Below are 22,411 nucleotides of genomic sequence, written 5' to 3' on the forward strand. Positions count from 1 at the left end.
CCTTTTGAAGAATGAGCCTGCGAGTTTGCGGTGCGTTGCGAGGTTAACCCGTGTGGGGAAGCCGTAGCGAAAGCGAGTCCGAATAGGGCGATTCAGTAGCGCGCTCAAGACCCGAAGCGGAGTGATCTAGCCATGGGCAGGTTGAAGCGGAGGTAAGACTTCGTGGAGGACCGAACCCACCAGGGTTGAAAACCTGGGGGATGACCTGTGGTTAGGGGTGAAAGGCCAATCAAACTCCGTGATAGCTGGTTCTCCCCGAAATGCATTTAGGTGCAGCGTCGTGTGTTTCTTGCCGGAGGTAGAGCACTGGATAGGCGATGGGCCCTACCGGGTTACTGACCTTAGCCAAACTCCGAATGCCGGTAAGTGAGAGCACGGCAGTGAGACTGTGGGGGATAAGCTCCATGGTCGAGAGGGAAACAGCCCAGAGCATCGACTAAGGCCCCTAAGCGTACGCTAAGTGGGAAAGGATGTGGAGTCGCACAGACAACCAGGAGGTTGGCTTAGAAGCAGCCACCCTTGAAAGAGTGCGTAATAGCTCACTGGTCTAGTGATTCCGCGCCGACAATGTAGCGGGGCTCAAGCGTACCGCCGAAGTCGTGTCATTGCGATATATACCCCCAACGGGGATCGTGATGGGTAGGGGAGCGTCGTGTGCCGGGTGAAGCAGCCGCGGAAGCGAGTTGTGGACGGTTCACGAGTGAGAATGCAGGCATGAGTAGCGATACACACGTGAGAAACGTGTGCGCCGATTGACTAAGGGTTCCTGGGTCAAGCTGATCTGCCCAGGGTAAGTCGGGACCTAAGGCGAGGCCGACAGGCGTAGTCGATGGATAACCGGTTGATATTCCGGTACCCGCTGTGAAGCGTCAAACATTGAATCAGGCGATGCTAAGTCCGTGAAGCCGTTCCGGACCCTTCGGGGAAAGGAAAGTGGTGGAGCCGACGGACCAGACTTGTAGTAGGTGAGTGATGGGGTGACGCAGGAAGGTAGTCCAGCCCGGGCGGTGGTTGTCCCGGGGTAAGGGTGTAGGCCGTGTGATAGGTAAATCCGTCACACATTAAGGCTGAGACCTGATGCCGAGCCGATTGTGGTGAAGTGGATGATCCTATGCTGTCGAGAAAAGCCTCTAGCGAGTTTCATGGCGGCCCGTACCCTAAACCGACTCAGGTGGTCAGGTAGAGAATACCGAGGCGTTCGGGTGAACTATGGTTAAGGAACTCGGCAAAATGCCCCCGTAACTTCGGGAGAAGGGGGCCATCACTGGTGAGGAGACTTGCTCTCCGAGCTGGGGGTGGCCGCAGAGACCAGCGAGAAGCGACTGTTTACTAAAAACACAGGTCCGTGCGAAGCCGTAAGGCGATGTATACGGACTGACGCCTGCCCGGTGCTGGAACGTTAAGGGGACCGGTTAGTGCGCTTTCGGGTGTGCGAAGCTGAGAACTTAAGCGCCAGTAAACGGCGGTGGTAACTATAACCATCCTAAGGTAGCGAAATTCCTTGTCGGGTAAGTTCCGACCTGCACGAATGGCGTAACGACTTCTCGACTGTCTCAACCATAGGCCCGGTGAAATTGCACTACGAGTAAAGATGCTCGTTTCGCGCAGCAGGACGGAAAGACCCCGGGACCTTTACTACAGTTTGATATTGGTGTTCGGTTCGGCTTGTGTAGGATAGGTGGGAGACTTTGAAGCGGCCACGCCAGTGGTTGTGGAGTCGTCGTTGAAATACCACTCTGGTCGTGCTGGATGTCTAACCTGGGTCCGTGATCCGGATCAGGGACAGTGTCTGATGGGTAGTTTAACTGGGGCGGTTGCCTCCTAAAGAGTAACGGAGGCGCCCAAAGGTTCCCTCAGCCTGGTTGGTAATCAGGTGTTGAGTGTAAGTGCACAAGGGAGCTTGACTGTGAGACCGACGGGTCGAGCAGGGACGAAAGTCGGGACTAGTGATCCGGCGGTGGCTTGTGGAAGCGCCGTCGCTCAACGGATAAAAGGTACCCCGGGGATAACAGGCTGATCTTCCCCAAGAGTCCATATCGACGGGATGGTTTGGCACCTCGATGTCGGCTCGTCGCATCCTGGGGCTGGAGTCGGTCCCAAGGGTTGGGCTGTTCGCCCATTAAAGCGGTACGCGAGCTGGGTTTAGAACGTCGTGAGACAGTTCGGTCCCTATCCGCTGTGCGCGTAGGAATATTGAGAAGGGCTGTCCCTAGTACGAGAGGACCGGGACGGACGAACCTCTGGTGTGCCAGTTGTCCTGCCAAGGGCATGGCTGGTTGGCTACGTTCGGAAAGGATAACCGCTGAAAGCATCTAAGCGGGAAGCCTGCTTCGAGATGAGTATTCCCACCCCCTTGAGGGGTTAAGGCTCCCAGTAGACGACTGGGTTGATAGGCCAGATCTGGAAGCCCGGTAACGGGTGGAGGTGACTGGTACTAATAGGCCGAGGGCTTGTCCTCAGTTGCTCGCGTCCACTGTGTTGGTTCTGAAACCACGAACAACCCCACGTTTGTCACAGAGCGTGGTGCGGTTGACAGTTTCATAGTGTTTCGGTGGTCATAGCGTGAGGGAAACGCCCGGTTACATTCCGAACCCGGAAGCTAAGCCTCACAGCGCCGATGGTACTGCAGGGGGGACCCTGTGGGAGAGTAGGACGCCGCCGAACTAATTTTGATAAAAAGCCTCATTCCCCGAGTGAAAACTCGGGGAATGAGGCTTTTTTGCGTTCCCGACCATAAAGCAAGCCGCAGATTCACGCCGGCTCCACCAGCTTCGCGTCGTACGCCACGATCACCGCCTGCACCCGGTCCCTTGCGCCCGTCTTTGCCAGGATGCGACTCACATGGGTCTTCACCGTCGACTCGGCCAGGTGCAGGCGTGCGGCGATCTCCGAATTCGTCCAGCCCTGGGCGATGACCGTGAGGATCTCGCGTTCCCGGTCCGTGAGGGCGGCGATGCGCGGGTCGGGGCCCTGGGGCGCGTTCGTGGCCGGCAAGTGCTGGACGTACGCGTCGAGGAGACGGCGCGTCAGGCTCGGGGCGACCACCGCGTCGCCCGTCGCGACCGCCCGGATCCCGGAGAGGAGTTCCTCCGGCAGCGCGTCCTTGACGAGGAAGCCGGACGCTCCCGCGCGCAGGCCGTCGTACGCGTACTCGTCCAGGTCGAACGTCGTGAGGATCAGGACCCGGGTGCGGGCGCCGGACGCGACGATGCGGCGCGTGGCCTCGATGCCGTCGAGGCCCGGCATGCGGATGTCCATCAGGACGACGTCCGGGTGGAGGCGTGCCGTGAGGCGGACCGCCTCGGCGCCGTCGCCCGCCTCGCCGGCGATGGTCAGGTCGTCCTGGCTCTCCAGCAGCATGCGGAAGCCGAAGCGCTGCATGGGCTGGTCGTCGACGATGAGCACGCTGGTCACGGGGAGGGTTCCTTCGGGAGGTGGAGATGGACGCGCCAGCCGCCCGGGGGCGTGGGCAGCGGGCCTGCCTCAAGTGTGCCGCCGTAGAGGGAAGTTCGCTCGCGCATGCCGGTCAGGCCGCGTCCCGCGCCCGGCTCCGGTGAGCGGCCTCCGCGGCCCGTGTCCGTGACGCTGACGCGCACCCCGTCGTCCCCGTACGTGACGTCGACGGCCGCGGAGGCGCCGGGACCGGCGTGCTTGAGCGTATTGGTGAGCGCCTCCTGCACGACGCGGTACACCGTCAGTTCCTTTCCAGGGGCGAGGGAGTCTGGACGGCCGCGCAGCGCGAGGCGTACGGGCAGGCCGGCCGCGCGTACTCCGTCGACCAGTTGGTCAAGGTCCGTGAGTGCCGGCTGGGGGGCCAACTCGGCTGTGGGCACTGCCTCTTCGCGCAGAACGTCGAGCAGACGGCGCAGTTCCGCGAGGGCCTGGCGGCTCGTCGTCGCGATGGCCTCCAGGGCCTGCCCGGCGCGCTCGGGGCTCTTGGCCGCCGCGTAGGAACCGCCGTCGGCGAGGCCCGTGATGACGGAGAGGTTGTGGCCGATGATGTCGTGCATCTCGCGGGCGATGCGGGTGCGTTCCGCAGCCGCGGCGAGCTGGGCCTGCTGGTCGCGCTCGACCTCCAGGCGGCGGGCGCGCTCGACGAGGGACGACGTGTACTCCTGGCGGCTGCGGACCGCGATGCCGAGCAGGGCCACCAGCGTGATGGCCCACACCTGCGGGACGATCTGCTGGTCCCAACTGCCCTTCGGATAGCGGGCGACGCCCACGACGACCGGCGCGATCGTCAGCGCGCAGGCGGCGGCAAGGAGCTTGAGGGGGCGGCGCAGCGAGACGTTGAACACGACGATGAGCTGGACCAGCGCCGCCTGGAGCAGGGCGCCCGTCCAGCTGTTCACGACACCCGCCGCCATCATCACCGCGAGGGCCGTCATCGGGCGCGCGCGGCGCCATAGCAGGGGCACGGTGAGAACGAGGCTCAGGCACAGGATCAGCGGGCCCGGTACGTCGGTGTTGTGGGCGATGTTGCGCCAGCCGCCGCCCGCGTAGTCGATGACGGCGGCGGTCACGAAGAAGCCCGTCAGGTGCAGATCCCAGACGAGCGGGCGGCGCCGGTCGAAGGCGCGCACCCGCTCGGTGAGCCGCTGGACGTAAGCGGTGAGGGGGAAGGGGGCTCGCTCGGGCCCCTGGGTCCTGTCGTCCGTCACCGCTTCATCCTCGTACGGGAAAGGGTTCCGCGGGGCGTCATACGTCCCGGCGCCTGAGGAACAGGGCCGCGGCCGTGAGGACCGCGGCGGCCCACAGGGTCAGGGAGAGGAGTCCCATGGCGGGCGAGACCGCGTCGGCGAGCCGGGTGGCGGAGCCGAGGGATTCGGCGGACTGGGTCGGGAAGTAGTTGACGGCCCTGTCCACGGCGTCGTACGGGAGCATGCCGAGGATCTCGGGGAGGATCATCACGCCGCCGACGAAGGCGCCGATCGCGGCCGGGACCGAGCGGAGCAGGCCGCCGAGACCGAGGGCGATCAGGCTCATCAGGGTGATGCCGGCGGCGTTGCCCGCGAGGGCGCCGAGGACGCCCGCGTCGGTGAGCGAGGTCGCCTTGTCCCCGTCGGAGAGCCAGATCTGTGCGACGAGGAACGTGACCACGTTCGTCACGAAGCTCAGGGCGAACGCGACGGCTGCGAACACGCCGGCCTTGGACCACAGCACGGGCAGCCGGCGCGGGACCGCCGTCAGCGAGGCGCGGATCATGCCCGTCGAGTACTCGCTCGCCGTGACCAGGATGCCGAGGACGGCGACGCAGATCTGCGAGAGCTGGGTGCCGAGGAGGACGAAGACGACCGTGTCGATCTCGGAGTCGTCGCCGTCGTACGTCGAGCCCATGGTGACGCCGACAGTGAGGACGAGGGCGCTCGCGACGGCGAGGGTGATCCACGTGGAGCGCAGGGTCCAGAACTTGTGCCACTCGGAGCGCAGCACGCGGGGCGTGGTGACGCGGTAGGGGACTGCGGTGGTCATGCTGCTGCTCCCGTCAGGGCGGTGGCCTGGTACTCGACCGAGTCGTGGGTGAGGTCCATGAAGGCCTGCTCCAGCGAGGCGGTCCGCGGGGTGAGTTCGAAGAGGGGGATGCCGTGCGTGGCGGCGGTGCGGCCGATGTCCGGGGCGTCGGTGCCGCGGACATGCAGGGTGTCGGGGGACTCGCCGGTGACGTCGACGCCGGGGGCGCCGGACAGGAGCTCGCGCAGGCGTACGGCTTCGGGCGTGACGACCTTGACGTAGGCCGCGCCTGACTCGCGTACGAGGTCGGAGACGGTGGTGTCGGCGAGGAGGCGGCCGCGGCCGATGATGATGAGGTGGTCCGCGGTCAGGGCCATCTCGCTCATCAGGTGCGAGGAAACGAGGACCGTACGGCCTTCCGCGGCAAGGGACTTGAGGAGGTTGCGGACCCACAGGACGCCCTCCGGGTCGAGGCCGTTGACCGGCTCGTCCAGGATGACGGTGGCCGGGTCGGCGATGAGCGCGGCCGCGATGCCCAGGCGCTGGCCCATGCCGAGGGAGAAGCCCTTCACGCGCTTTCCCGCGACCTCGGTGAGGCCGGTGAGCGCGAGGACATGGTCGACGCGGGAGCGCGGAACGCCGTGTGTGTGGGCGAGCGCCATGAGGTGGTGGAACGCGGTGCGGCCCGGGTGGATCGAGCGGGCTTCCAGGAGGGCGCCGACCTCGTGCAGTGGCGCGGCGTGTGCGGCGTAGGCCCGGCCGCCGACGGTGGAGCGGCCCGAGGTGGGGGCGTCGAGGCCGAGGAGCATGCGCATGGTGGTGGACTTGCCGGCGCCGTTCGGGCCGAGGAAGCCGGTGACGGTGCCCGGGTTGACCGTGAAGGTGAGGTCCTGGACGACGGTCTTGTCGCCGTAGCGTTTGGTGAGTCCGTGTGCCCTGATCGTCATGCTTCGAAGGTAGAAAATGAGGCCGGGACGGGGCGTCCGACCGCGGTCCGGAGCTGCGGAAAACGCGTAGTACCCCGGTACGACGGTCCCGTAGGGTCCGCCCCATGGAGCCTGCCGAGAAGTACGTCGTACGCCCTGTCCGGTCACAGGAGTGGGAGGCGGTGCGGGAGATACGCCTCGCGTCCCTGCGCGATCCGGCGGCTCCGATCGCCTTCCTGGAGACGTACGAGACCGCGCTCGCGCGGCCCGAGGAGTTCTGGCGGGACCGGGCCGGACGGTTCGAACTCGACGGTTCCGGACACCAGTTCGTCGCCGAGGGAGCGGACGGCCGGTGGTGGGGGTCCGTGACCGTGCGGGTGGAGGAGGCCGGGGCGCCGCTCGCGTTCGGCGACACGAGCGACGTGCGGCAGGCGCATCTCGTCGGCGTGTACGTGCGGCCCGAGCACCGGAGGAGCGGCGTGACCGAGGCGCTGTTCCTGGCGGCCGTGGAGTGGGCGCGCTCGCTGGAGGGCCTGGAGCGGGTGCGGCTGTACGTGCACGAGGACAACGCGCGGGCGCAGGCGTTCTACCGGCGGTTCGGCTTCGTCCCCAGCGGGGCGAGTGTGGCGGTGCCGTCGGACCCGTCGAAGTACGAGTACGAGATGGTGCTGGAGGGATCCGGGGGCAACGAGGCCTAGGGAGCCGGGAGTTCGGCGTGTGGCCAGCGGGCCCGGCCCTGTTCCCGGGAGCGGAGGAGGGCCAGGGTCGGCAGACCCCGGTCCGCTCCGGTGGACAGCAGCTCCGGCAGCTGGGGAAGCGGAGCCACCGCGGCGACATCGTCGAGGACGAGCGCCATTGGTGGGTCGAGCCGACCGGCAGATGACCGTTCGGCCATGCGCCGGCCGTGCTCGACCACGCTTGAGGCGAGGGCCGTGAGGAGGGGCATCGCGCCCGGGTCCGCCTTGGGATCCTCGATGGCTTCACCCACCACATAAAGCGTGCCCCCTTCATTCACGAAGGAATCCAGGGTGAGCGCATCAGTTCGGTTTGGGGTGCAGGCCTCGCGGATGTGGACCGAGAACAGCGAGGACAGAGCGCGCGCCGTCAACTCCTGTGCCATGTCCCGGCGTTCGAGATGGGAGGTGAGCGCGGCCTCCAGCTCGCCCGCGGCGCCGGCCGCTGCCTTCGGGCTGGTACGCAGAATGCGTACGGCCTCCTGGACCTGACTGCCCTGCGCCCAGCGGTGCACGTGCCGGAAGGGCTTCGCGTCCACGGCTGCGGCGTGCAGAAAGCTCCGCAGCAGCGTCTCCGCCGTGTCGGCGGTGGCCATGTCGAGTTTGGCGGCAGGCCGGATCGGGGCCAGGAGCGCGGCCGCCCGGGACGCGGCCGTGGGCTTGTCCTCGCAGCCCTGCGCCGGGTTCCAGTGGAGGCGGGCCGGGGTGTCGCACAGGTGGGTGGGGTCGTAGACGAGGACGGGGCCGAGCTTCGACCGGGCGTCCTTGGTCTCGGCCCAGACACTCGCCGACGACGTGACGACGAGGACGGGACCCTCGGCGTCCCGGATGGCCTGAATGGCCCGGGGAGCCCGGGTCTCGGCGGGACCGAGGACGAGGGGCCCGCGGGGGGCGGGGACGGCCATGGGGGCGGCGGCCGGGGTGACGGGACTCGCGAGGTGCTCGAGATGCTCGTGGTGCTGGTCGTGTGCGGGGCGCTGGTCGTGCCGGCCGTGCGCGTGGCTGTCAGGGGGTTCCGCCCCAGCTGCCGGGACGACCTCCGAGACTGTGGCCCGGGGAGCGGGCGTGACCGCAGGCGCCGGTTCGGCCGACGGAGCGGCAGCGGTCTCCGCCCGGTCCCTCCGCCGTACGGCCCGCCACCGCGCCACCGTCCCCGCGACGAACACCGCGAGCACGATCAGCACGAGCACCTGGCCGATGAACAGGCCCCAGAACAGCCCGTACCCGGAAAGCTGCCCGTCGGGGGTGTCCGGCCATGCGCCCGGCAGGTCGTGCGGGCGGCCGATGAGGGAGCGCATCGCCACCGGCGTATGGCGGATCGTCACGCCGTCCGGCCAGGCGCCCTTGGAGAACAGACCCGACAGGCCCGTCGCCGTCCACACCATGACGGTCATGCCGAGCAGGAACGCGAGCACGCCGAGGAGCAGCCCGTCGGGAACGCCGCGTTCCCGTTCCCGCGGGGCAGGGCCACCGCGGCCCCGCTCCCCGTACCTGTCGTCCCGCTCGTAGGCGTCGTGCCGCCGCATCCCGCTCTCGCTCTCGCCGAGCCCCACCAGTAACTTCCGGGGCCTCAGACTTCAGGCCTCAGACCCCAGGTCTCAGGCCACCGTCGACTCCGACGAGTCCTTGTACCGGTCGCCCATGTGCTGTTCCACGAACGCGGCCGCCCGTTCCTCCGCCTCCAGGTCGGCGGCGCGCATCGCGTCGTCGTCACCGAGCGTCTCGGCGGAGGACTCCGTCATGGCGCGGTCGGTGAAGACCAGGGGCCGTTCCGTCTCGGTGATGAGGTGCTTCACGACCTGGACGTTCCCGTTCACGTCCCAGACCGCGATGCCCGGCGTCAGCGAGGGGATGATCTCCACGGCCCAGCGTGGCAGGCCGAGTACGAGACCGGTGGCCCGTGCCTCGTCGGCCTTCTGGGCGTAGATGGTCCTGGTCGACGCCATCTTCAGGATCGCGGCCGCCTCCTTGGCCGCGGCCCCGTCCACCACGTCACTGAGGTGGTGGACGACCGCCACGAACGACAGACCGAGCCGCCGCCCGAACTTCAGGAGCCGCTGGAACAGCTGCGCCACGAAGGGCGAGTTGATGATGTGCCACGCCTCCTCCACCAGGAAGATGCGCTTCTTGCGGTCCGGCCGGATCCAGGTGTGCTCCAGCCACACGCCCACGATCGCCATCAGAATCGGCATCGCGATGGAGTTGCGGTCGATGTGGGAGAGGTCGAAGACGATCAGCGGGGCGTCGAGGTCGATGCCGACCGTCGTCGGACCGTCGAACATGCCGCGCAGGTCACCGTCCACGAGCCGGTCGATGACGAGGGCGACATCGAGTCCCCACGCCCGTACGTCGTCTATGGCCACGTTCATCGCTTCCGCCGACTCGGGTTCCGGGTGGCGGAGCTGCTCGACGATGTCGGTCAGGACGGGCTGGCGGTCGACGATGGTCTCGTTGACGTAGGCGTGCGCGACCTTGAGGGCGAAGCCGGAGCGCTCGTCGAGGCCGTGTCCCATGGCGACCTCGATGATCGTCCGGAGCAGGGCGAGCTGCCCGGTCGTCGTGATCGCCGGGTCGAGCGGGTTGAGCCGGATCCCCATGTCCAGAGCGGCCGTGGGGTCGAGCCGGATGGGAGTGATACCCAGCTCCTGGGCGATGAGGTTCCATTCGCCGACCCCGTCCTCACCCTGCGCGTCGAGGACGACGACCTGGCGGTCCTTGAACCTCAGCTGCCGCAGGACGTACGTCTTCTCCAGCGCGGACTTGCCGTTGCCGGATTCACCGAGGACCAGCCAGTGCGGGGCGGGCAGCTGCTGCCCGTACAGCTGGAAGGGGTCGTAGATGTAGCCCTTGCCGGAGTAGACCTCGCGGCCGATGATGACGCCCGAGTCGCCGAGGCCGGGGGCGGCCGTCGGCAGATAGACCGCCTGGGCCTGGCCCGTCGACGTACGCACAGGGAGCCGGGTCGTCTCCACCTTCCCGAACAGAAAGGAGGTGAAGGCGTCCGTGGCCATGGACAGCGGATCCCGCATCTCAGAGCCCTGCCTCTACCGTCGGATGCCGGTCGCGAACGGCAATGTGTTGACGAAGGCCCGGTGGTGCTCGCGGTCGCACCACTCCAGCTTCAGATAGGACTTGCCGGCGGAGGCGCGGATCGTGCGCTTGTCGCGCGCGAGGCTCTCCGGGGAGCGGGAGGAGACGGTGATGTAGCCGACGAGGTTGACCCCGGCCGCGCCGCTCGCGAGGTCCTCGCCGCGCTGGTCGAGGCGGGTGTTGGCGGCGACGTCGCGCGGGTCGACGGTCCGGTTCATCTTGGCGGCGCGGCTGGCGTCCGCCTCGTCGTTCGTCTTCTCGGTGAGCATCCGCTCGATGGCGACCTCGGTGGGTTCCAGGTCCATCGTGACGGCCACGGTGCGGATGACGTCGGGGGTGTGGACGAGGAGCGGCGCCAGGAAGTTCACGCCGACCGGCGTCATCGGCCACTCCTTCACCCAGGCGGTGGCGTGGCACCAGGGCGCGCGCGTGGACGACTCACGCGTCTTGGCCTGGAGGTAGGTCGGCTCCATCGCGTCCAGCTCGGCCGGCCAGGCGTTGCGCTTGGTCATGGCCTGGATGTGGTCGATCGGATGGTCCGGGTCGTACATGGAGTGCACGAGCGAGGCGAGGCGCCCCTGCCCGAGCGGCTGCCGCACCCGGATGTCGGCCTCCTGGAGGCGCGAGCAGATGTCGGTCAGCTCGCGCGCCATGACGACCGCGAGCCCGGCGTCCCGGTCGACCTTGCGGCCGCTGTGCGGACGGGCCGCGCGCGCCATGGCGTGCGCCTCGGCGGCCAGCTCGCGCGTGAAGTGCATGCAGGCCACGAGGTAGGCGCGGTGCTGCTCACTGCTCGTCGACACCATCGACTGGAGCTGGTTGTACGACTGCTGCAGCCAGCCCGGCGTGCGGTCGTCACCGCGCACGGCGACGTCCTTGGCGTGCGCGTCGGGGTCGGCGGGGAGCGTGCGGGCGAGCATCTGCAGCCGCGTGACGAACCCGTCCCCGTTCGCGACGTGCTTCAGGAGCGTCCCGAACCGGTCGACCAGCGCCTCCTGGTCCTCGCTGTCCCGCAGCCCGACACCCGGGCCCTCGATCTCGATGGCGGCGGTGACGGTCCGCCGGTCGGCGTGCAGCAGCACGGCGATCTCGTCCGGCCCGAACGGCGCGGCCAGCCAGGTCAGCCGGCCGATGCCGGGCGGCGGCCCGATCTCCACCTCGCGCCCGTCGAGCCGCACCCCCGCGTCCATGGCCCGCGACCGGTACGTCGTGCCGCGCTTCAGCTGCCGCCTGTAACTGCGGTTGATCTCGAACCACTTGTAGAAGGTGCGGTGCTTGTACGGGATGTAGACGGCCGCGAGCGCGATCAGCGGGAAGCCCAGGAGCAGCATGATGCGCAGGGACAGGGCGGGGACGAGGAGCCCGCACATCATGCCCAGGAAAGCGCCCCCGATGATGAGGGCGATCTCGCCGGTCTCGCGGTTCCTGCCGACGATGGCGTTCGGCCGGGCACGGCCGATCAGATACGTACGGCGGGGCGTGACCGATGGGGACACATGGGACTGGGTCGTCAACGCCCTGCACCTCCTTGCCGATTGCTGTTGCCGGTGTTCCCGCCATTACGCGTATTGCGCGCGTGCGGCGTGTTCGTGGGACTCGTACGGGGCGGAGGTGCGGCGGAGGGGACAGATCCGCCGCCACCGCCACTGCCCCCGGAGGAGGGGCGTGTGCTGTGTGCGGCCACGCCTCCCGACACGGGGTTCGCGGGGCGGGCCTGGGACTGGCCGCCACCGCTGCCTCCGCCACCGTCCGCACGGGCGCTGTGCGTCTTGATGCCCTGCGAGACGAGTGCGGCGGGTGAACTGATGACTGCGGCGGCCTTGCTCTCGGCGCCGCGCATGATGCGGTTGTTACGGCCGTTGGCGATCTCGTCGCCGAAGCCGGGTACGAAGCGGTAGATCATGCCGCTGGCGAAGATCGCGAGCAGCACGATGGCGAGACCGGAGACGACGGCGGCGAGGGAGTCCGGCCCTTCCGACCCGGACAACGCGCCGGCCAGCCCGAGCACGATGACAATCACCGGTTTCACCAGGATCACGGCGATCATCACGCCCGCCCAGCGGCGCACGTGTCCCCACAGGTTCTTGTCGACGAGCCCTGCGTAGACGACGACCCCGAGCAGCGCGCCCACGTACAGCAGCACGGCCCGCAGATACAGCTCCAGGTACAGCACGCCCGCGGCGAGGATCGACACCAGCGAGACGACGATCAGCATGATCGGCCCGCCTCCTATGTCGTCGCCCTTCTTCAGCGCACCGGAGAACGTCCCGAAGAACGCGTCCGTCTGGTCGCCGGTGGCTTTCGCCAGTACGTCCGACACTCCGTCCGTCGCCGATACGACGGTGTAGAGGATCAGCGGCGTGAACGCGGACGCGATGACCGTGAGCCAGAGGAACCCGATGGCCTCGGAGAGGGCGGTACCGAGGGGGACTCCCCGGACGGCCCTCTTGGCCACGGCGAGCAGCCACAGCAGCAACGTGAGAATCGCCGACGCCGCGAACACGATGGCGTACTGCTGGAGGAACTTCGGGTTGGTGAAGTCGACGTTGGCGGTCTGCTTGATGGACTTGCTGAGCATGTCCACGGTCCAGGACGCGGCGTCGGCACAGCCTCTTGCGAGGCTGGACAGGGGGTCGAGGGGGTTGGTGGTGCCGGGGGGTGTGGCGGGGGTGCCGCCGCCGGATCCGGTCCTTCCGTTGCCGCGTTCGCAGTAGGCCTTGGCGGGGCCGCGGATGAGGTCGCAGGGGTCGCTCGACGACTTGGGGTCGGGGGCCGCGAAGGCACGCGTGGCCAGAAGCACGGCTGCGGTCTGCACCGTAGTCACGGCGGCGGCAAGAGTGAGGGTTCGGCTTCGGCTACCGGGCATACGTGAACCCTCCGTACTGCTGTACAGCCTTCGCCATGTCGTCGGCGGTGGAGGCCCTCTGGTCGCGACCGACCGGCACGGGCCCGTCCTTCTGCTGAAAGTCGGTGACCTTCCAGTCGCCACCGGTCCACTGCAGCTCGTACGTGTTGGTGAACCAGCTCTCGGACACGGGGTTCTTGGTGTCCGTGCCGGCAAGGCCGAAGAGAGACGAGTACCAGATGTCGACGGTGGCGCTGTCACTGCCGAACTTCATGGTCTTGGTTCCGACGGGGATGATCCGCGAGACGAACGTCGAGCCGCTGGGTGCCGATCCGTCAGCGTTCAGGCCGATGCTGGACAGGAAGGCATCCTGGGCATAGACCTTGTCGAGACTGGCCTGGCGCTCCGCCGCGACGTCCGGGGCGTAGACACCATCGACGATTGCGTGACGGCGGCTCTTGTCGAACATCTCGGCGGAGCCGAGAGCCACCGCATAATTCGCCGCAGCGCTCTGCGCCCCCTGCTCGTCATGCGCGAACCCCGAACCAACCGGCTTCGTTCCGGTTGCCGCCGTCGCGGACGCGCCCGGCTTCTTGGCGTCGCCGTCTCCCGAAGAGGACTCGTCCCCGCCACGGTTCGCGAAGGCGATAGCCGCGATGAGGAGCACCACCACCCCGACCACCGTGATGAGGCTGCGCGATGACGACCTGGCGGGTCTGCGCCCGTCGTATCCGTCGCCCGGCCCGCCCTCCGGCAGGCGCGTGCGAGTCTGGCCCGTGCCGCCGTAGAGGCCGTCGTCGTCGTTGCCGTCGCCCGGACTCATCCCGCGTACGCCCCCTCAGGCTCGTGCTGAACCGCCACGTACGACGGTAGCCGCGCTGCTTTCCGCGCGGGCGCGGTGTGGTGACTCGACATCAGGGAGTTGCAACCTCAGTGCAGATGAGACCGGAGCGGGCGGAAACAGGGGCTAGATCGCCATGCCGTACACGATGGTGAAGAGCGTGCCGAGCGAGCCGATGATGAATACGCCGGTCAGGCCCGCGACGATGAGGCCCTTGCCCTGCTCGGCGCTGAATGTGTCGCGCAGGGCCGTCGCGCCGATCCGTTGCTTGGCCGCGCCCCAGATCGCGATGCCCAGGCACAGCAGGATCGCCACCGCCATGACGACCTCGACCATGACCTGGGCTTCCTTGCCGAGGTTCTGGAATGGGCCCCAGTCGGGGGCGATCCCGCCGATGATGGTGTCGATGTTGCCCTTGCCGGCTGCCAGCAGCATGTGTAACTCACCGCCCCATGTGGGTAGTTCTGTCGCCCCCGCCGCAGCGCAGAGGTCAGGCCCATTCTTGCCCAGATCGCCGCGGATGCCTGCCGACTTGGCGCCATTCCTTGGCTGAGTTCCAACGTCTTCACATGGTTGCGTATACGAGGGAACGTATGGTCACTCTGTGTATCACGCTGCGTCACTCCGGGCAATGAACCTCAAGTCTGTGCCGTGACCTGAACGGTGACGGTTCGTTGGCCACTCACTGAACGTCGTGCGGGGGCGCGGGGTGAATTGTCCGCGAAGATCCCTCCGCCGTTCGCGGCGGGCGTCAGGACACCGTCAGAACACCGTCAGGGCAGGTGAAACAGCCCTTCCCCCCTCAGTCGTGTCTGTGAGCGTTGTGGCTTTCCCGTGTGGCGCCCTCTGTCGATCTGACCGAGCGGTGCGGCTGCCGTACGGGACAGCGACCGCACGGGGAGACGGTGGACATGGCGTGGGACGAGTGGGAGCAGCTGAAGGCCGAGGCACTGGCCCGGCGGCAGGGCCATATGCAGCTGAACAGTCTGGCCCCGGCCGGTGGCTCCGGCGGTGGTGACGTCGGCACCCTCAAGTCGAGTACGTCGGGGAAGAAGGCCGCGGTCAAGGTGTTGCAGGAGGACATCAGGCCGGGGACGGCCAAGGCGGGGGGCCACGCCGACGAGTCCTCGGGCTCGACGGTCCGGGAGTTCTCGGGCTGGGACACCGGTTCGGGGCTGAAGGACGCGCACGCCGAGTGGGAGTTACAGGTCGAGGGCCTGAAGGGCCGCCTGGGCCGGGACCAGACGGCGCTGGAGCAGACCAAGCAGCACTTCCAGTACGTCGACCACGGAGTGAAGGGCCGGGCGGACCAGGTCGACACGGGGCGCGCCGGCCGGCGCGAGGTCTAGGGGCGGGGGACGCACATGCTCACGTATCAGGACGTCATCGCGGTCAGTCTGAGGTCGCTGACGACGACGGCCAAGGACTGGGACGACATGGCCGACGGATTCGAGGATCTGGAGACGCTCTACAGGAATCAGGTGGAGTCCGTCGCGAACGACGGCAGTTGGGTGGGGGTGAGCGCGGGCGCCGCCTCCTCGCAGTTCACCGGGACGCGGAAGCAGTACGCGGACGCCCAGGTCGAGGCGCGTGCCGTCGCGTCGATCCTGCGCGACGCCCACGGGCAGTTCTCCCGCCTCATCGGCCATGTCGAAGACCTGGTCGAGCAGGCGAAGAAGGCCGAGATGCCCATCAACAACCAGGGTGAGGCGGTCTACGACTACAGCAAGCTGACGCCCAACCGGCACGACGAGGACTATCCCTCCCTCGTCTCGCAGTACAAGAAGGCCGAGGCGGCCTGGACGAAGAAGATCAAGGATGCCGTGCAGGCTGTCGACGACGCGGACCAGGGCGTGAAGCTCGCGCTCCACGATGCGGCGGGCATCAAGAGCTGGTTCGAGCGGGCCATGGATCCGCTGCACGGCATGGAGCACGGCTTCAACGGCGACGCCGTCGGTGACATCGAGGTCGTCGAGGCGCGTGAGGCCAAGCAGTACGCGGACCGGATCCTCGCAGGCGAGAAACCGGGCGATCTGGAGGAGTGGAAGCGCCTGATGCGCGACAACTCCGGCGACCCGGTGTTCAGCCGGACGTTCCTGGACTCGTTGGGCCCCGACAAGACATTGCAACTGACCAACAAAATAGATGACTTGGCGTATTTCGATGACAAGAGGAACAAGAGCGACTACCTCAACATCAACGGCGGCATAGCCGATTCGCTGGCCACCGCAACCCGCGTACCGGATTTCAAGGACGCGAACGGCAAGCACATTCCGTTCGGCACCGCCGCGTACAACGACGCTTTCAAGGGCTGGCAGAAAACGTCGGATGCCGGCTTCTACAACAAGTGGCGCGACGCTCTGCATGAGCGCGGCGACGACAAGTACGACCTCAAGGCGGCGGGCGAGAACGTCGGCGTCGGTTTCAAGGGCCACGACCAGCAGGTCCGCGGATACCAGAGCCTCGCCACGCTCATGGAGCAGGGCCACAAGGACTTCTCGCCGCAGTTCGTCGCGGATGTCACGGACGACATGATCTCCATGGAGAAGAAGGACCCGGACATCTGGAACCTGTACGGCACCTTCGACGGGAAGGGCGGCGACGGCTGGTTCGCGAACGACCCGGTCGACGGAGCGCTCGGCGTCATGTCGCGCACCCCCGAGGGAGCCGCCGGCTATCTGGACCCCGGCACGGACGAGGGCAAGAACCGCTTCGACTATCTCCTCGGCAAGGGCGAGGGAAGCCGGGACTGGCAGGTCGTCAACGACACCAACTGGCAGGGGCCAGGGGGAAACGTCGAGGTCGACGCGGGCGAGAGCTCGGACACCGACAACCGCAAGGGCCTGGGCGACGCGCTGACCGCGGCGGCGACGGGCATCGATCCGTCCGGAGCGCCACACGGCCCGACCGCACACACGGCCGCCAACGACCGCGTTTTCCAGGCCGCGCTGAGCACGCTGTCCGGACAGGGTGACGACATGCCCTCGGCATTCCGGGACGACATGGCGAAGATCATGACCAGCCATGGAGACGAGGTGTATGCGGCGATGTCCGACGTCAGCGGCAAACACTCGACGCTGGATCAGGAGCAGGTCATGGAGATGACCAAGCAGATATCCCGGAGCGAGAACGCGTACGGAATGCTGCACGAGGGCATGAACTACGCCATCGTCGACAGCTTCCACGACCGCTCAAGAGCGCCGGAGGACACGCTGGACTCGGCGGGCTATGCCGTCGGCTTCATGGAGGAAGCCCGGTACAACGCGCTGAAGGGCGACCAGCACGACTACACCTGGGACAAGGCGTGGAGCTACCACGGCTCTGGAGCGATCCTCAACTTCATCCCCGTCTACGGCGACATCGCGCAACGCGGAGCAGACGTGGTCACCACCGCCTGGGTCATGGACGAGCAGGAGCATCAGGCGCAGCGGCTGACGGACGACAGCACATCGACATACGCCACCCGGCGAAATCAGCTCAACGAGCTGGCTGATCAGTGGTACTCCGTCAATTCGAGCTGGGCTCTGGACGAGACCGGTTACTCCTTCCAGGACGGGGTCTACAAGAAGATCGCCGCAGCAGCGAACGATGGAAACGACATGGCCGACGGAATCGCGGGAGACCATTAGTGAAGACGACGACCCGCTCGGCGCTGCTTCTGGCCGCCCTCGCGATGACGACCACCGGGTGCGGCAGCGGCTATGCCGTCCCCGAGACGTTCTGCGATGCCGCGGTGAAGAAGGACGACCTCTCGCCGCTCCTGCCTGAGGGAGAGAATCTCAAGAACAAGTGGGTGAAAGCGCGGTCGAAACCAGGCGCCTTCTGCTCTCTGAGCGTCGACGGAACCCGCATCCTGTACGTGGCCTATCAGCATGACGACGCCCCACTGCTTCCGGAGAACCGCAGGGCGGTGATCCGAAGACTGGAGCGGGCAGCCGCGCGAAACGTGTCGTTCCCGGGCCAGGCCGTCATCGGGAGCAACGGTGCAGAAGTAAGCGCCAAGTGCGGTGATCCCACGCCCTACTTGACGTTCAACGTCCAGTTCGCAGGGGATCGCGTGGAGGATTCGAGCTCTGGGTACAAGGAGCTGCAGCGCTTCCTGGACGACTTCGTGCCGGCTGTGACGAAGAAGGTGGCGTGCACGGCGGACAGCTGACCGGTCAGGGTCGGACCAGTACGTTCGTCAGGTCGCAGGAGATGGCCGTCGGGCAGCTGCTGGCGTACTTCGACCGGCCGTTGGGGTTCTCGCGCCACCTCGCGGCCGAGCGGATCGTCGCCGACGCGTAGTTGAGCGGGGAGCAGCGGGCCGCGATCGCCGCCGGGCTGGTGCGGGCGATGGTCGGGTCGGGGGGACCTGGTGCCGTGGGGTCCGGCGTGCGTGATTCGGACAATCCGGGGGGTGCGTCCTCGTCATGAGGGCCGGTGAGAACCCTGCCCACCTACACTGAGGCCCGGCGTACTACCGGGCTTCGAGGGGCGGTTGACGGTGCGTAAGGCGTGGGTCGTCGGGGGTGCGCTCGCCGCCGGGGGGACCGGGTTCGTGACGCTGCTCGTCGTCGGTACGTTCATGGCCGCCGGCTCTCTCGCGAGCGGGGTCGGCAAGGGGGCCGTGGGGCTCGCCAAGGGCGCCGTGCCCTCCGCGTACCAGTCGATCGTGCAGGAGTGGGGGAACCTCTGCCCCGCGATCAATCCGGCGCTGCTCGCCGCTCAGCTGTATCAGGAGAGCGGGTTCAACCCGAACGCGAAGAGTCCCGCGAAGGCGCTCGGCATAGCGCAGTTCATCCCGGGGACGTGGGCCGCGCACGGGGTCGACGGTGACGGGGACGGGGACCGGGACATCTGGGATCCGAAGGACGCCATTCCGTCCGCGGCCTCGTACGACTGCTCGCTCGCGAAGTACGTGAAGGACGCGCCGGGCAATCAGACCGAGAACATGCTCGCCGCTTACAACGCGGGCGCGTACGCCGTCATCAAGTACGGAGGCGTACCGCCGTACCGCGAGACGCAGAACTACGTGAAGACGATCATGAACCTGGAGAAGAGCTTCGCGCGGCCGGTCGGGCGTGTGCAGCCGTCGCAGCAGGCGGCGGGCGCCATCTACTACGCGCAGAAGAAGCTCGGGACCGAGTACCTGTGGGGCGGGAACGGGACCGCCGATCAGGGCGGCCGGTTCGACTGCTCGGGTCTGACGCTCGCCGCGTACCGGGAGGTCGGGATCGAGCTGCCGCGGGTCGCGAACGACCAGTACAACGCCGGGCCGCATCCCAAGCGGGACGAGCTGCTGCCGGGGGACCTCGTCTTCTTCTCGGACGACCTCACCGACAGCCGCGCGATCCGGCACGTCGGGATCTATGTGGGCGGCGGCTACATGATCGACGCGCCGCGGCCGGGTGCCGTGATCCGGTTCGACCCGGTCGACACACCCGACTATTTCGGGGCGACGCGGGTGACCGAGGATGGTGCGAAGGCGGTGCCGAGCGAGAGGCCGACCGGGAACTCCGAAGTGTGACGTGGTCGGAACTCTCCGTTAGAGCCCTGCCCTGAGCTGCGGCTTCGTGTCTCTCTTCGATAACGTCTGCGTGATCATTCGGTGGAGTGCGGAACGAAGGAGAGGGGACCGTGCGTTCCTTTTCCTGAGCCGATCGCGGATCGACGAAGACCGCGGATCTATGACCACGGGGGTGGACGAGCGGCGCACGACCGTGTGCGCCCACTGAGCATCAAGACGAAGGGGCCGCGGCGAGATGGCTGGACTGGCTGGACTCTCGGCACTCGGGGCCTTTGGGTCCAACCCCGACGTCGGTCTGCTCTACGACATCAACGGCCTGGCGAAGGACGCCCCCGGCTGGGTCGACAGCGCCATGGCGTTCGTCGGTGAGTACGGTCTGCTGCTCGCGCTCGTGCTGCTCACCCTGTGGTGCTGGTGGGGTGTGCGGAAGCGGGACTCGCTCGACGACGCCGCCTCGTCCGTCGCCTCCGTCGTATGGGCCCCGCTCGCGGCCGGAATCGCCGTCCTGGTGAACGTGCCGATCCGCAGTTTCGTGGAACGGCCCAGACCCTTCACCGACCACGAGGGCCTCGACGTCCTCGTCGACGGCAAGTCGGACTTCTCCTTCGTCAGTGACCACGCGACGCTCGCCATGGCCATCGGCGCCGGCCTCTTCGTCGCCCACCGCAAGTTCGGGCTCATCGGTCTTGGGCTCGCGGTGCTCGAAGGGTTCTGCCGGGTCTTCATGGGCGTGCACTACCCGACCGACGTCGTCGGCGGATTCGCCCTCGGCACGGCGGTGGCACTGCTCCTGTCGCCGCTCGCGTCCGCGCTGCTCACCCCGCTGGCGCGCTCCGTGGGGCGGACGACGCGGCTGCGGTGGCTGGTGTGGTCGCCTAGCCCTGCCTCGTCGGCTCGGGAGACGGTGGAGATTCCGGAGCCGCGGGATTCTGAAGAGCGGGATCTGGCCGCTTAGCCTCTTCTGCCGCACGTCGGCACAGGAGGACGGTGCCGCCGGCCGCGCCGGCGAGTGCCACGGCGCCGGACGTGACCGCGAGGGGGCCCGAAGCGGGGTGGTCCGAGTGGTCGTCGGTGACGGCGGCGGTCGTGACGCCCAGGGCGAACGCGGCGGCGGCGATCGCGAAGACGGCGGCTATGCGGGGTATTCGGGCTATTCGGAGCATGTTCATGGTCCCAGCGGAACGCTGCGCTTCGCTTTGGGCCACTTGAGGGCGTGTTGGCTGAGCCGTATGTGTGGGCTTACCGCTGGAACGGGCGTGCGTTTGCGCAGTTGCCCGCGCCCCTTAAGGGCCTTTCGGCTGCGGGTCCGGTGGGGGCTTGCCGTGCCCACGCGGCGGAGCCGCAGAATGTCACAGCCCCGCGCCCCTCAGAGGCGCGGATCAGGGGCGCGCTCAGATCAGGGCGCGCCCAGATCGGGGCGCGCTCAGAGTGCCTGCGGGAACGTGAAGAACCGGTTCGGGTCGTACTGCTTCTTGACCGTCGCCAGGCGTGTGGCCGCGTCGCCGTAGTACGCCTTGCGCCAGTTCGTCAGCGTCGGGTCCGTGTAGTTCTGGTACGCCGCCCCCGACGCGTACGGGCGCATCGCCGCGTGGGTGGAATCGAGCCACCCGCGGGCCGTGGAGCCGGACGTTCCGGCCCGCCAGGACACGATGTACTGCGCGAGCATCCGGGAGCGCCGGTGCACGAACGCGGTGCCGGTCGGGTCGACGCGGTTGATCGCCCCGCCGAGCGCGGTCAGCGCGATGCTGCCGGCGCCCGAGGTGACGTTCTCCATCTTGGTGAACAGGGCGCGGATGCCGGCCGAGGAGATGGAGCGGTCGAAGAAGTCGGAGTGGGCCGCGTACGTCTCGCGCCCCAGCGCCCCCTGCGTGCTGCGCCCCGGGGTCGTGCCCGGCAGATGGCACATCGCGTCCTCGGCGAACGCCGAGCAGCCCGCGTACACCTCCATCGACTCCTCGTAGGAGCGCCGCTTGAGGGAGACGTTCGACGCGGGGCCGGGGCCGCCGGGGCCGTCGGCGAGACGGTCGACGGCGTTCTGGAGCTCGCGGTACGTGCCGAGGGAGAACGCGGCGACCGAGATGGTCGGCCGGCCGCCCACCGCGTTGGCTATGTGGCAGGACGACCAGATCTCGTCGGGCTGTGAGGGGCCCCACTCCTGCCAGGCCTTCAGGACGGCCGTGGCCTTCGACCAGGGCCAGGTCATGTACGCGGAGACGGCCTGCGGGGCGGGGTGCGTGCGGAAGCGGAGCTCGGTGACCACACCGAAGTTGCCGTTGCCCGCTCCGCGCAGGGCCCAGAACAGGTCCTTGTTCTCGCTCTTGTTCGCGACGACCTGCTTGCCGTCCGCCGTGATCAGCGTGGCCTGGGTGAGGCTGTCGCAGGTCAGGCCGTAGGCGCGGGAGACGACGCCGTGGCCGCCGCCGAGGGTGAGGCCGGAGACGCCGACGGTGGGGCAGGAGCCGGCCGGGATGGTGACGCCCTTCGCGGCGAGCGCGCGGTACACGTCGATGAGCTTGGCGCCCGCGCCCACCACGGCCTCGCTCCCGGAGGCCCTGATCGCGGAGAGCTTGGACACGTCGAGGATCAGGCGGCCGTCGCCGGACGACCAGCCCGCGTACGAGTGGCCGCCGTTGCGGATCGAGACGGGGACGTGGTGCGCCCGCGCGTAGGCGAGCGTGGTGCGAATGTCGTCGGGGTGGGCGACGTAGGCGACGGCGGTCGGCTTCAGGCTGTCGAAGCGGGTGTTGTAGAGCTGGCGCGCGGCCGCCCACTTGGCCTGGCCGGGGGTGACGAGGGTGCCGTCGAGGTCCTTGGCGAGTGCCTTGAGGTTCGCCGCGGCGGAGGCGCTCGCGCTGGTGGTGCGGATGGGCGCGCTGGTCGTCGCGCTGGGCGTGGTCCGCCCGCCGGCCCCCGCTGTGCCGGTGCTGCATGCCGTGGCCGCGCCTGCCGTGACAGTGGCCGCGCCGACTGCGATGAACGTACGCCGATCCATGGACGCCTCCCGTTGTTTCCCGG

General features: G+C 67.8%; 18 protein-coding genes and 2 rRNA genes (1 of these 20 only partly in view). 9 read left to right on the forward strand and 11 right to left on the reverse strand.

The window, feature by feature from the left end; genetic code table 11:
• Together OG574_RS25385 and rrf are read left to right on the forward strand one after the other, a co-directional pair.
• Positions 1 to 2,458 (forward strand): 23S ribosomal RNA (locus OG574_RS25385); it begins 665 nt to the left of the window's first position.
• A gap of 89 nt (positions 2,459 to 2,547) precedes the next feature.
• Positions 2,548 to 2,664 (forward strand): 5S ribosomal RNA (rrf, locus tag OG574_RS25390).
• An 87-nt stretch (positions 2,665 to 2,751) separates the two neighbouring features.
• Here the strand turns inward: rrf and OG574_RS25395 are convergent.
• From OG574_RS25395 to OG574_RS25410, 4 genes are read right to left on the reverse strand one after another with little or no spacing between them, the layout of a single operon-like run.
• Positions 2,752 to 3,414: a response regulator transcription factor gene (locus OG574_RS25395; protein ID WP_326775075.1), complete on the reverse strand. Its 663-nt coding sequence runs from the start codon at positions 3,412 to 3,414 to the stop codon at positions 2,752 to 2,754.
• Positions 3,411 to 4,661, reverse strand: coding sequence for a sensor histidine kinase (locus OG574_RS25400; protein WP_326775076.1), 1,251 nt, complete (start codon positions 4,659 to 4,661; stop codon positions 3,411 to 3,413). Before OG574_RS25400 ends, OG574_RS25395 begins: the two co-directional genes overlap by 4 nt.
• Before the next feature lie 37 nt (positions 4,662 to 4,698).
• Positions 4,699 to 5,472 carry an ABC transporter permease gene (locus OG574_RS25405; protein WP_326775077.1) on the reverse strand — a complete coding sequence of 258 codons (774 nt, stop codon included), beginning with the start codon at positions 5,470 to 5,472 and terminating at the stop codon, positions 4,699 to 4,701.
• The gene (locus tag OG574_RS25410; protein ID WP_326775078.1) at positions 5,469 to 6,398 is read right to left on the reverse strand and encodes an ABC transporter ATP-binding protein; all 930 of its coding nucleotides are present in this window, start codon (positions 6,396 to 6,398) and stop codon (positions 5,469 to 5,471) included. Before OG574_RS25410 ends, OG574_RS25405 begins: the two co-directional genes overlap by 4 nt.
• Before the next feature lie 104 nt (positions 6,399 to 6,502).
• Here OG574_RS25410 and OG574_RS25415 point away from each other — a divergent pair, with 104 nt between their 5' ends.
• A complete protein-coding gene (locus tag OG574_RS25415; protein WP_326775079.1) occupies positions 6,503 to 7,075 on the forward strand; it encodes a GNAT family N-acetyltransferase in 573 nt (190 codons plus the stop codon).
• On the opposite strand, the gene OG574_RS25420 is transcribed toward OG574_RS25415, so the two are convergent.
• From OG574_RS25420 to OG574_RS25445, 6 genes are all read right to left on the reverse strand, one after another.
• Complete coding sequence (locus tag OG574_RS25420; RefSeq protein ID WP_326778614.1) at positions 7,072 to 8,637, reverse strand: TraM recognition domain-containing protein; 1,566 nt, start codon at positions 8,635 to 8,637, stop codon at positions 7,072 to 7,074. The genes OG574_RS25415 and OG574_RS25420 overlap by 4 nt on opposite strands.
• A gap of 72 nt (positions 8,638 to 8,709) precedes the next feature.
• Positions 8,710 to 10,140: an ATP-binding protein gene (locus tag OG574_RS25425; RefSeq protein ID WP_100595584.1), complete on the reverse strand. Its 1,431-nt coding sequence runs from the start codon at positions 10,138 to 10,140 to the stop codon at positions 8,710 to 8,712.
• 15 nt (positions 10,141 to 10,155) lie between these two features.
• Positions 10,156 to 11,715, reverse strand: coding sequence for an SCO6880 family protein (locus tag OG574_RS25430; RefSeq protein WP_100595585.1), 1,560 nt, complete (start codon positions 11,713 to 11,715; stop codon positions 10,156 to 10,158).
• Positions 11,712 to 13,067, reverse strand: a complete 1,356-nt coding sequence (locus tag OG574_RS25435) for a hypothetical protein (protein ID WP_326775080.1) — start codon at positions 13,065 to 13,067, stop codon at positions 11,712 to 11,714. The genes OG574_RS25430 and OG574_RS25435 overlap by 4 nt, the downstream gene beginning before the upstream one ends.
• Positions 13,057 to 13,869, reverse strand: a complete 813-nt coding sequence (locus OG574_RS25440; RefSeq protein ID WP_326775081.1) for a hypothetical protein — start codon at positions 13,867 to 13,869, stop codon at positions 13,057 to 13,059. Before OG574_RS25440 ends, OG574_RS25435 begins: the two co-directional genes overlap by 11 nt.
• Before the next feature lie 144 nt (positions 13,870 to 14,013).
• The gene (locus OG574_RS25445) at positions 14,014 to 14,322 is read right to left on the reverse strand and encodes a hypothetical protein (protein WP_100595588.1); all 309 of its coding nucleotides are present in this window, start codon (positions 14,320 to 14,322) and stop codon (positions 14,014 to 14,016) included.
• A gap of 476 nt (positions 14,323 to 14,798) precedes the next feature.
• Between OG574_RS25445 and OG574_RS25450 the strand changes: the two genes are divergently transcribed.
• The 6 genes from OG574_RS25450 (at position 14,799) to OG574_RS25475 (ending at position 20,351) form a co-directional block, all read left to right on the forward strand.
• Entirely contained in the window at positions 14,799 to 15,236 is a 438-nt protein-coding gene (locus tag OG574_RS25450; protein ID WP_326775082.1) for a hypothetical protein, read from the forward strand.
• 15 nt (positions 15,237 to 15,251) lie between these two features.
• Complete coding sequence (locus OG574_RS25455; protein WP_326775083.1) at positions 15,252 to 17,516, forward strand: hypothetical protein; 2,265 nt, start codon at positions 15,252 to 15,254, stop codon at positions 17,514 to 17,516.
• Entirely contained in the window at positions 17,516 to 18,043 is a 528-nt protein-coding gene (locus tag OG574_RS25460; protein WP_326775084.1) for a hypothetical protein, read from the forward strand. Before OG574_RS25455 ends, OG574_RS25460 begins: the two co-directional genes overlap by 1 nt.
• The gene (locus OG574_RS25465; RefSeq protein WP_326775085.1) at positions 18,025 to 18,174 is read left to right on the forward strand and encodes a hypothetical protein; all 150 of its coding nucleotides are present in this window, start codon (positions 18,025 to 18,027) and stop codon (positions 18,172 to 18,174) included. The genes OG574_RS25460 and OG574_RS25465 overlap by 19 nt, the downstream gene beginning before the upstream one ends.
• A gap of 199 nt (positions 18,175 to 18,373) precedes the next feature.
• A complete protein-coding gene (locus tag OG574_RS25470) occupies positions 18,374 to 19,396 on the forward strand; it encodes a C40 family peptidase (protein WP_326775086.1) in 1,023 nt (340 codons plus the stop codon).
• A 235-nt stretch (positions 19,397 to 19,631) separates the two neighbouring features.
• Entirely contained in the window at positions 19,632 to 20,351 is a 720-nt protein-coding gene (locus OG574_RS25475; RefSeq protein WP_326775087.1) for a phosphatase PAP2 family protein, read from the forward strand.
• 468 nt (positions 20,352 to 20,819) lie between these two features.
• Here the strand turns inward: OG574_RS25475 and OG574_RS25480 are convergent, their stop codons facing one another.
• Positions 20,820 to 22,388: an FAD-binding oxidoreductase gene (locus OG574_RS25480; protein ID WP_326775088.1), complete on the reverse strand. Its 1,569-nt coding sequence runs from the start codon at positions 22,386 to 22,388 to the stop codon at positions 20,820 to 20,822.
• Positions 22,389 to 22,411: the final 23 nt, after the last annotated feature.

The sequence above is a fragment of the Streptomyces sp. NBC_01445 genome (genome assembly GCF_035918235.1).
Classification (GTDB): Bacteria; Actinomycetota; Actinomycetes; order Streptomycetales; family Streptomycetaceae; genus Streptomyces.

Excerpts from the sequence above, each read along its gene's own strand:
- OG574_RS25405 (WP_326775077.1), bottom strand. The coding sequence starts at position 5,472 with ATGACCACCGCAGTCCCCTACCGCGTCACCACGCCCCGCGTGCTGCGC.
- OG574_RS25410 (WP_326775078.1), bottom strand. The coding sequence starts at position 6,398 with ATGACGATCAGGGCACACGGACTCACCAAACGCTACGGCGACAAGACC.
- OG574_RS25415 (WP_326775079.1), top strand. The coding sequence starts at position 6,503 with ATGGAGCCTGCCGAGAAGTACGTCGTACGCCCTGTCCGGTCACAGGAG.
- OG574_RS25420 (WP_326778614.1), bottom strand. The coding sequence starts at position 8,637 with ATGCGGCGGCACGACGCCTACGAGCGGGACGACAGGTACGGGGAGCGG.
- OG574_RS25425 (WP_100595584.1), bottom strand. The coding sequence starts at position 10,140 with ATGCGGGATCCGCTGTCCATGGCCACGGACGCCTTCACCTCCTTTCTG.
- OG574_RS25435 (WP_326775080.1), bottom strand. The coding sequence starts at position 13,067 with ATGCCCGGTAGCCGAAGCCGAACCCTCACTCTTGCCGCCGCCGTGACT.
- OG574_RS25440 (WP_326775081.1), bottom strand. The coding sequence starts at position 13,869 with ATGAGTCCGGGCGACGGCAACGACGACGACGGCCTCTACGGCGGCACG.
- OG574_RS25445 (WP_100595588.1), bottom strand. The coding sequence starts at position 14,322 with ATGCTGCTGGCAGCCGGCAAGGGCAACATCGACACCATCATCGGCGGG.
- OG574_RS25450 (WP_326775082.1), top strand. The coding sequence starts at position 14,799 with ATGGCGTGGGACGAGTGGGAGCAGCTGAAGGCCGAGGCACTGGCCCGG.
- OG574_RS25455 (WP_326775083.1), top strand. The coding sequence starts at position 15,252 with ATGCTCACGTATCAGGACGTCATCGCGGTCAGTCTGAGGTCGCTGACG.
- OG574_RS25475 (WP_326775087.1), top strand. The coding sequence starts at position 19,632 with ATGGCTGGACTGGCTGGACTCTCGGCACTCGGGGCCTTTGGGTCCAAC.
- OG574_RS25480 (WP_326775088.1), bottom strand. The coding sequence starts at position 22,388 with ATGGATCGGCGTACGTTCATCGCAGTCGGCGCGGCCACTGTCACGGCA.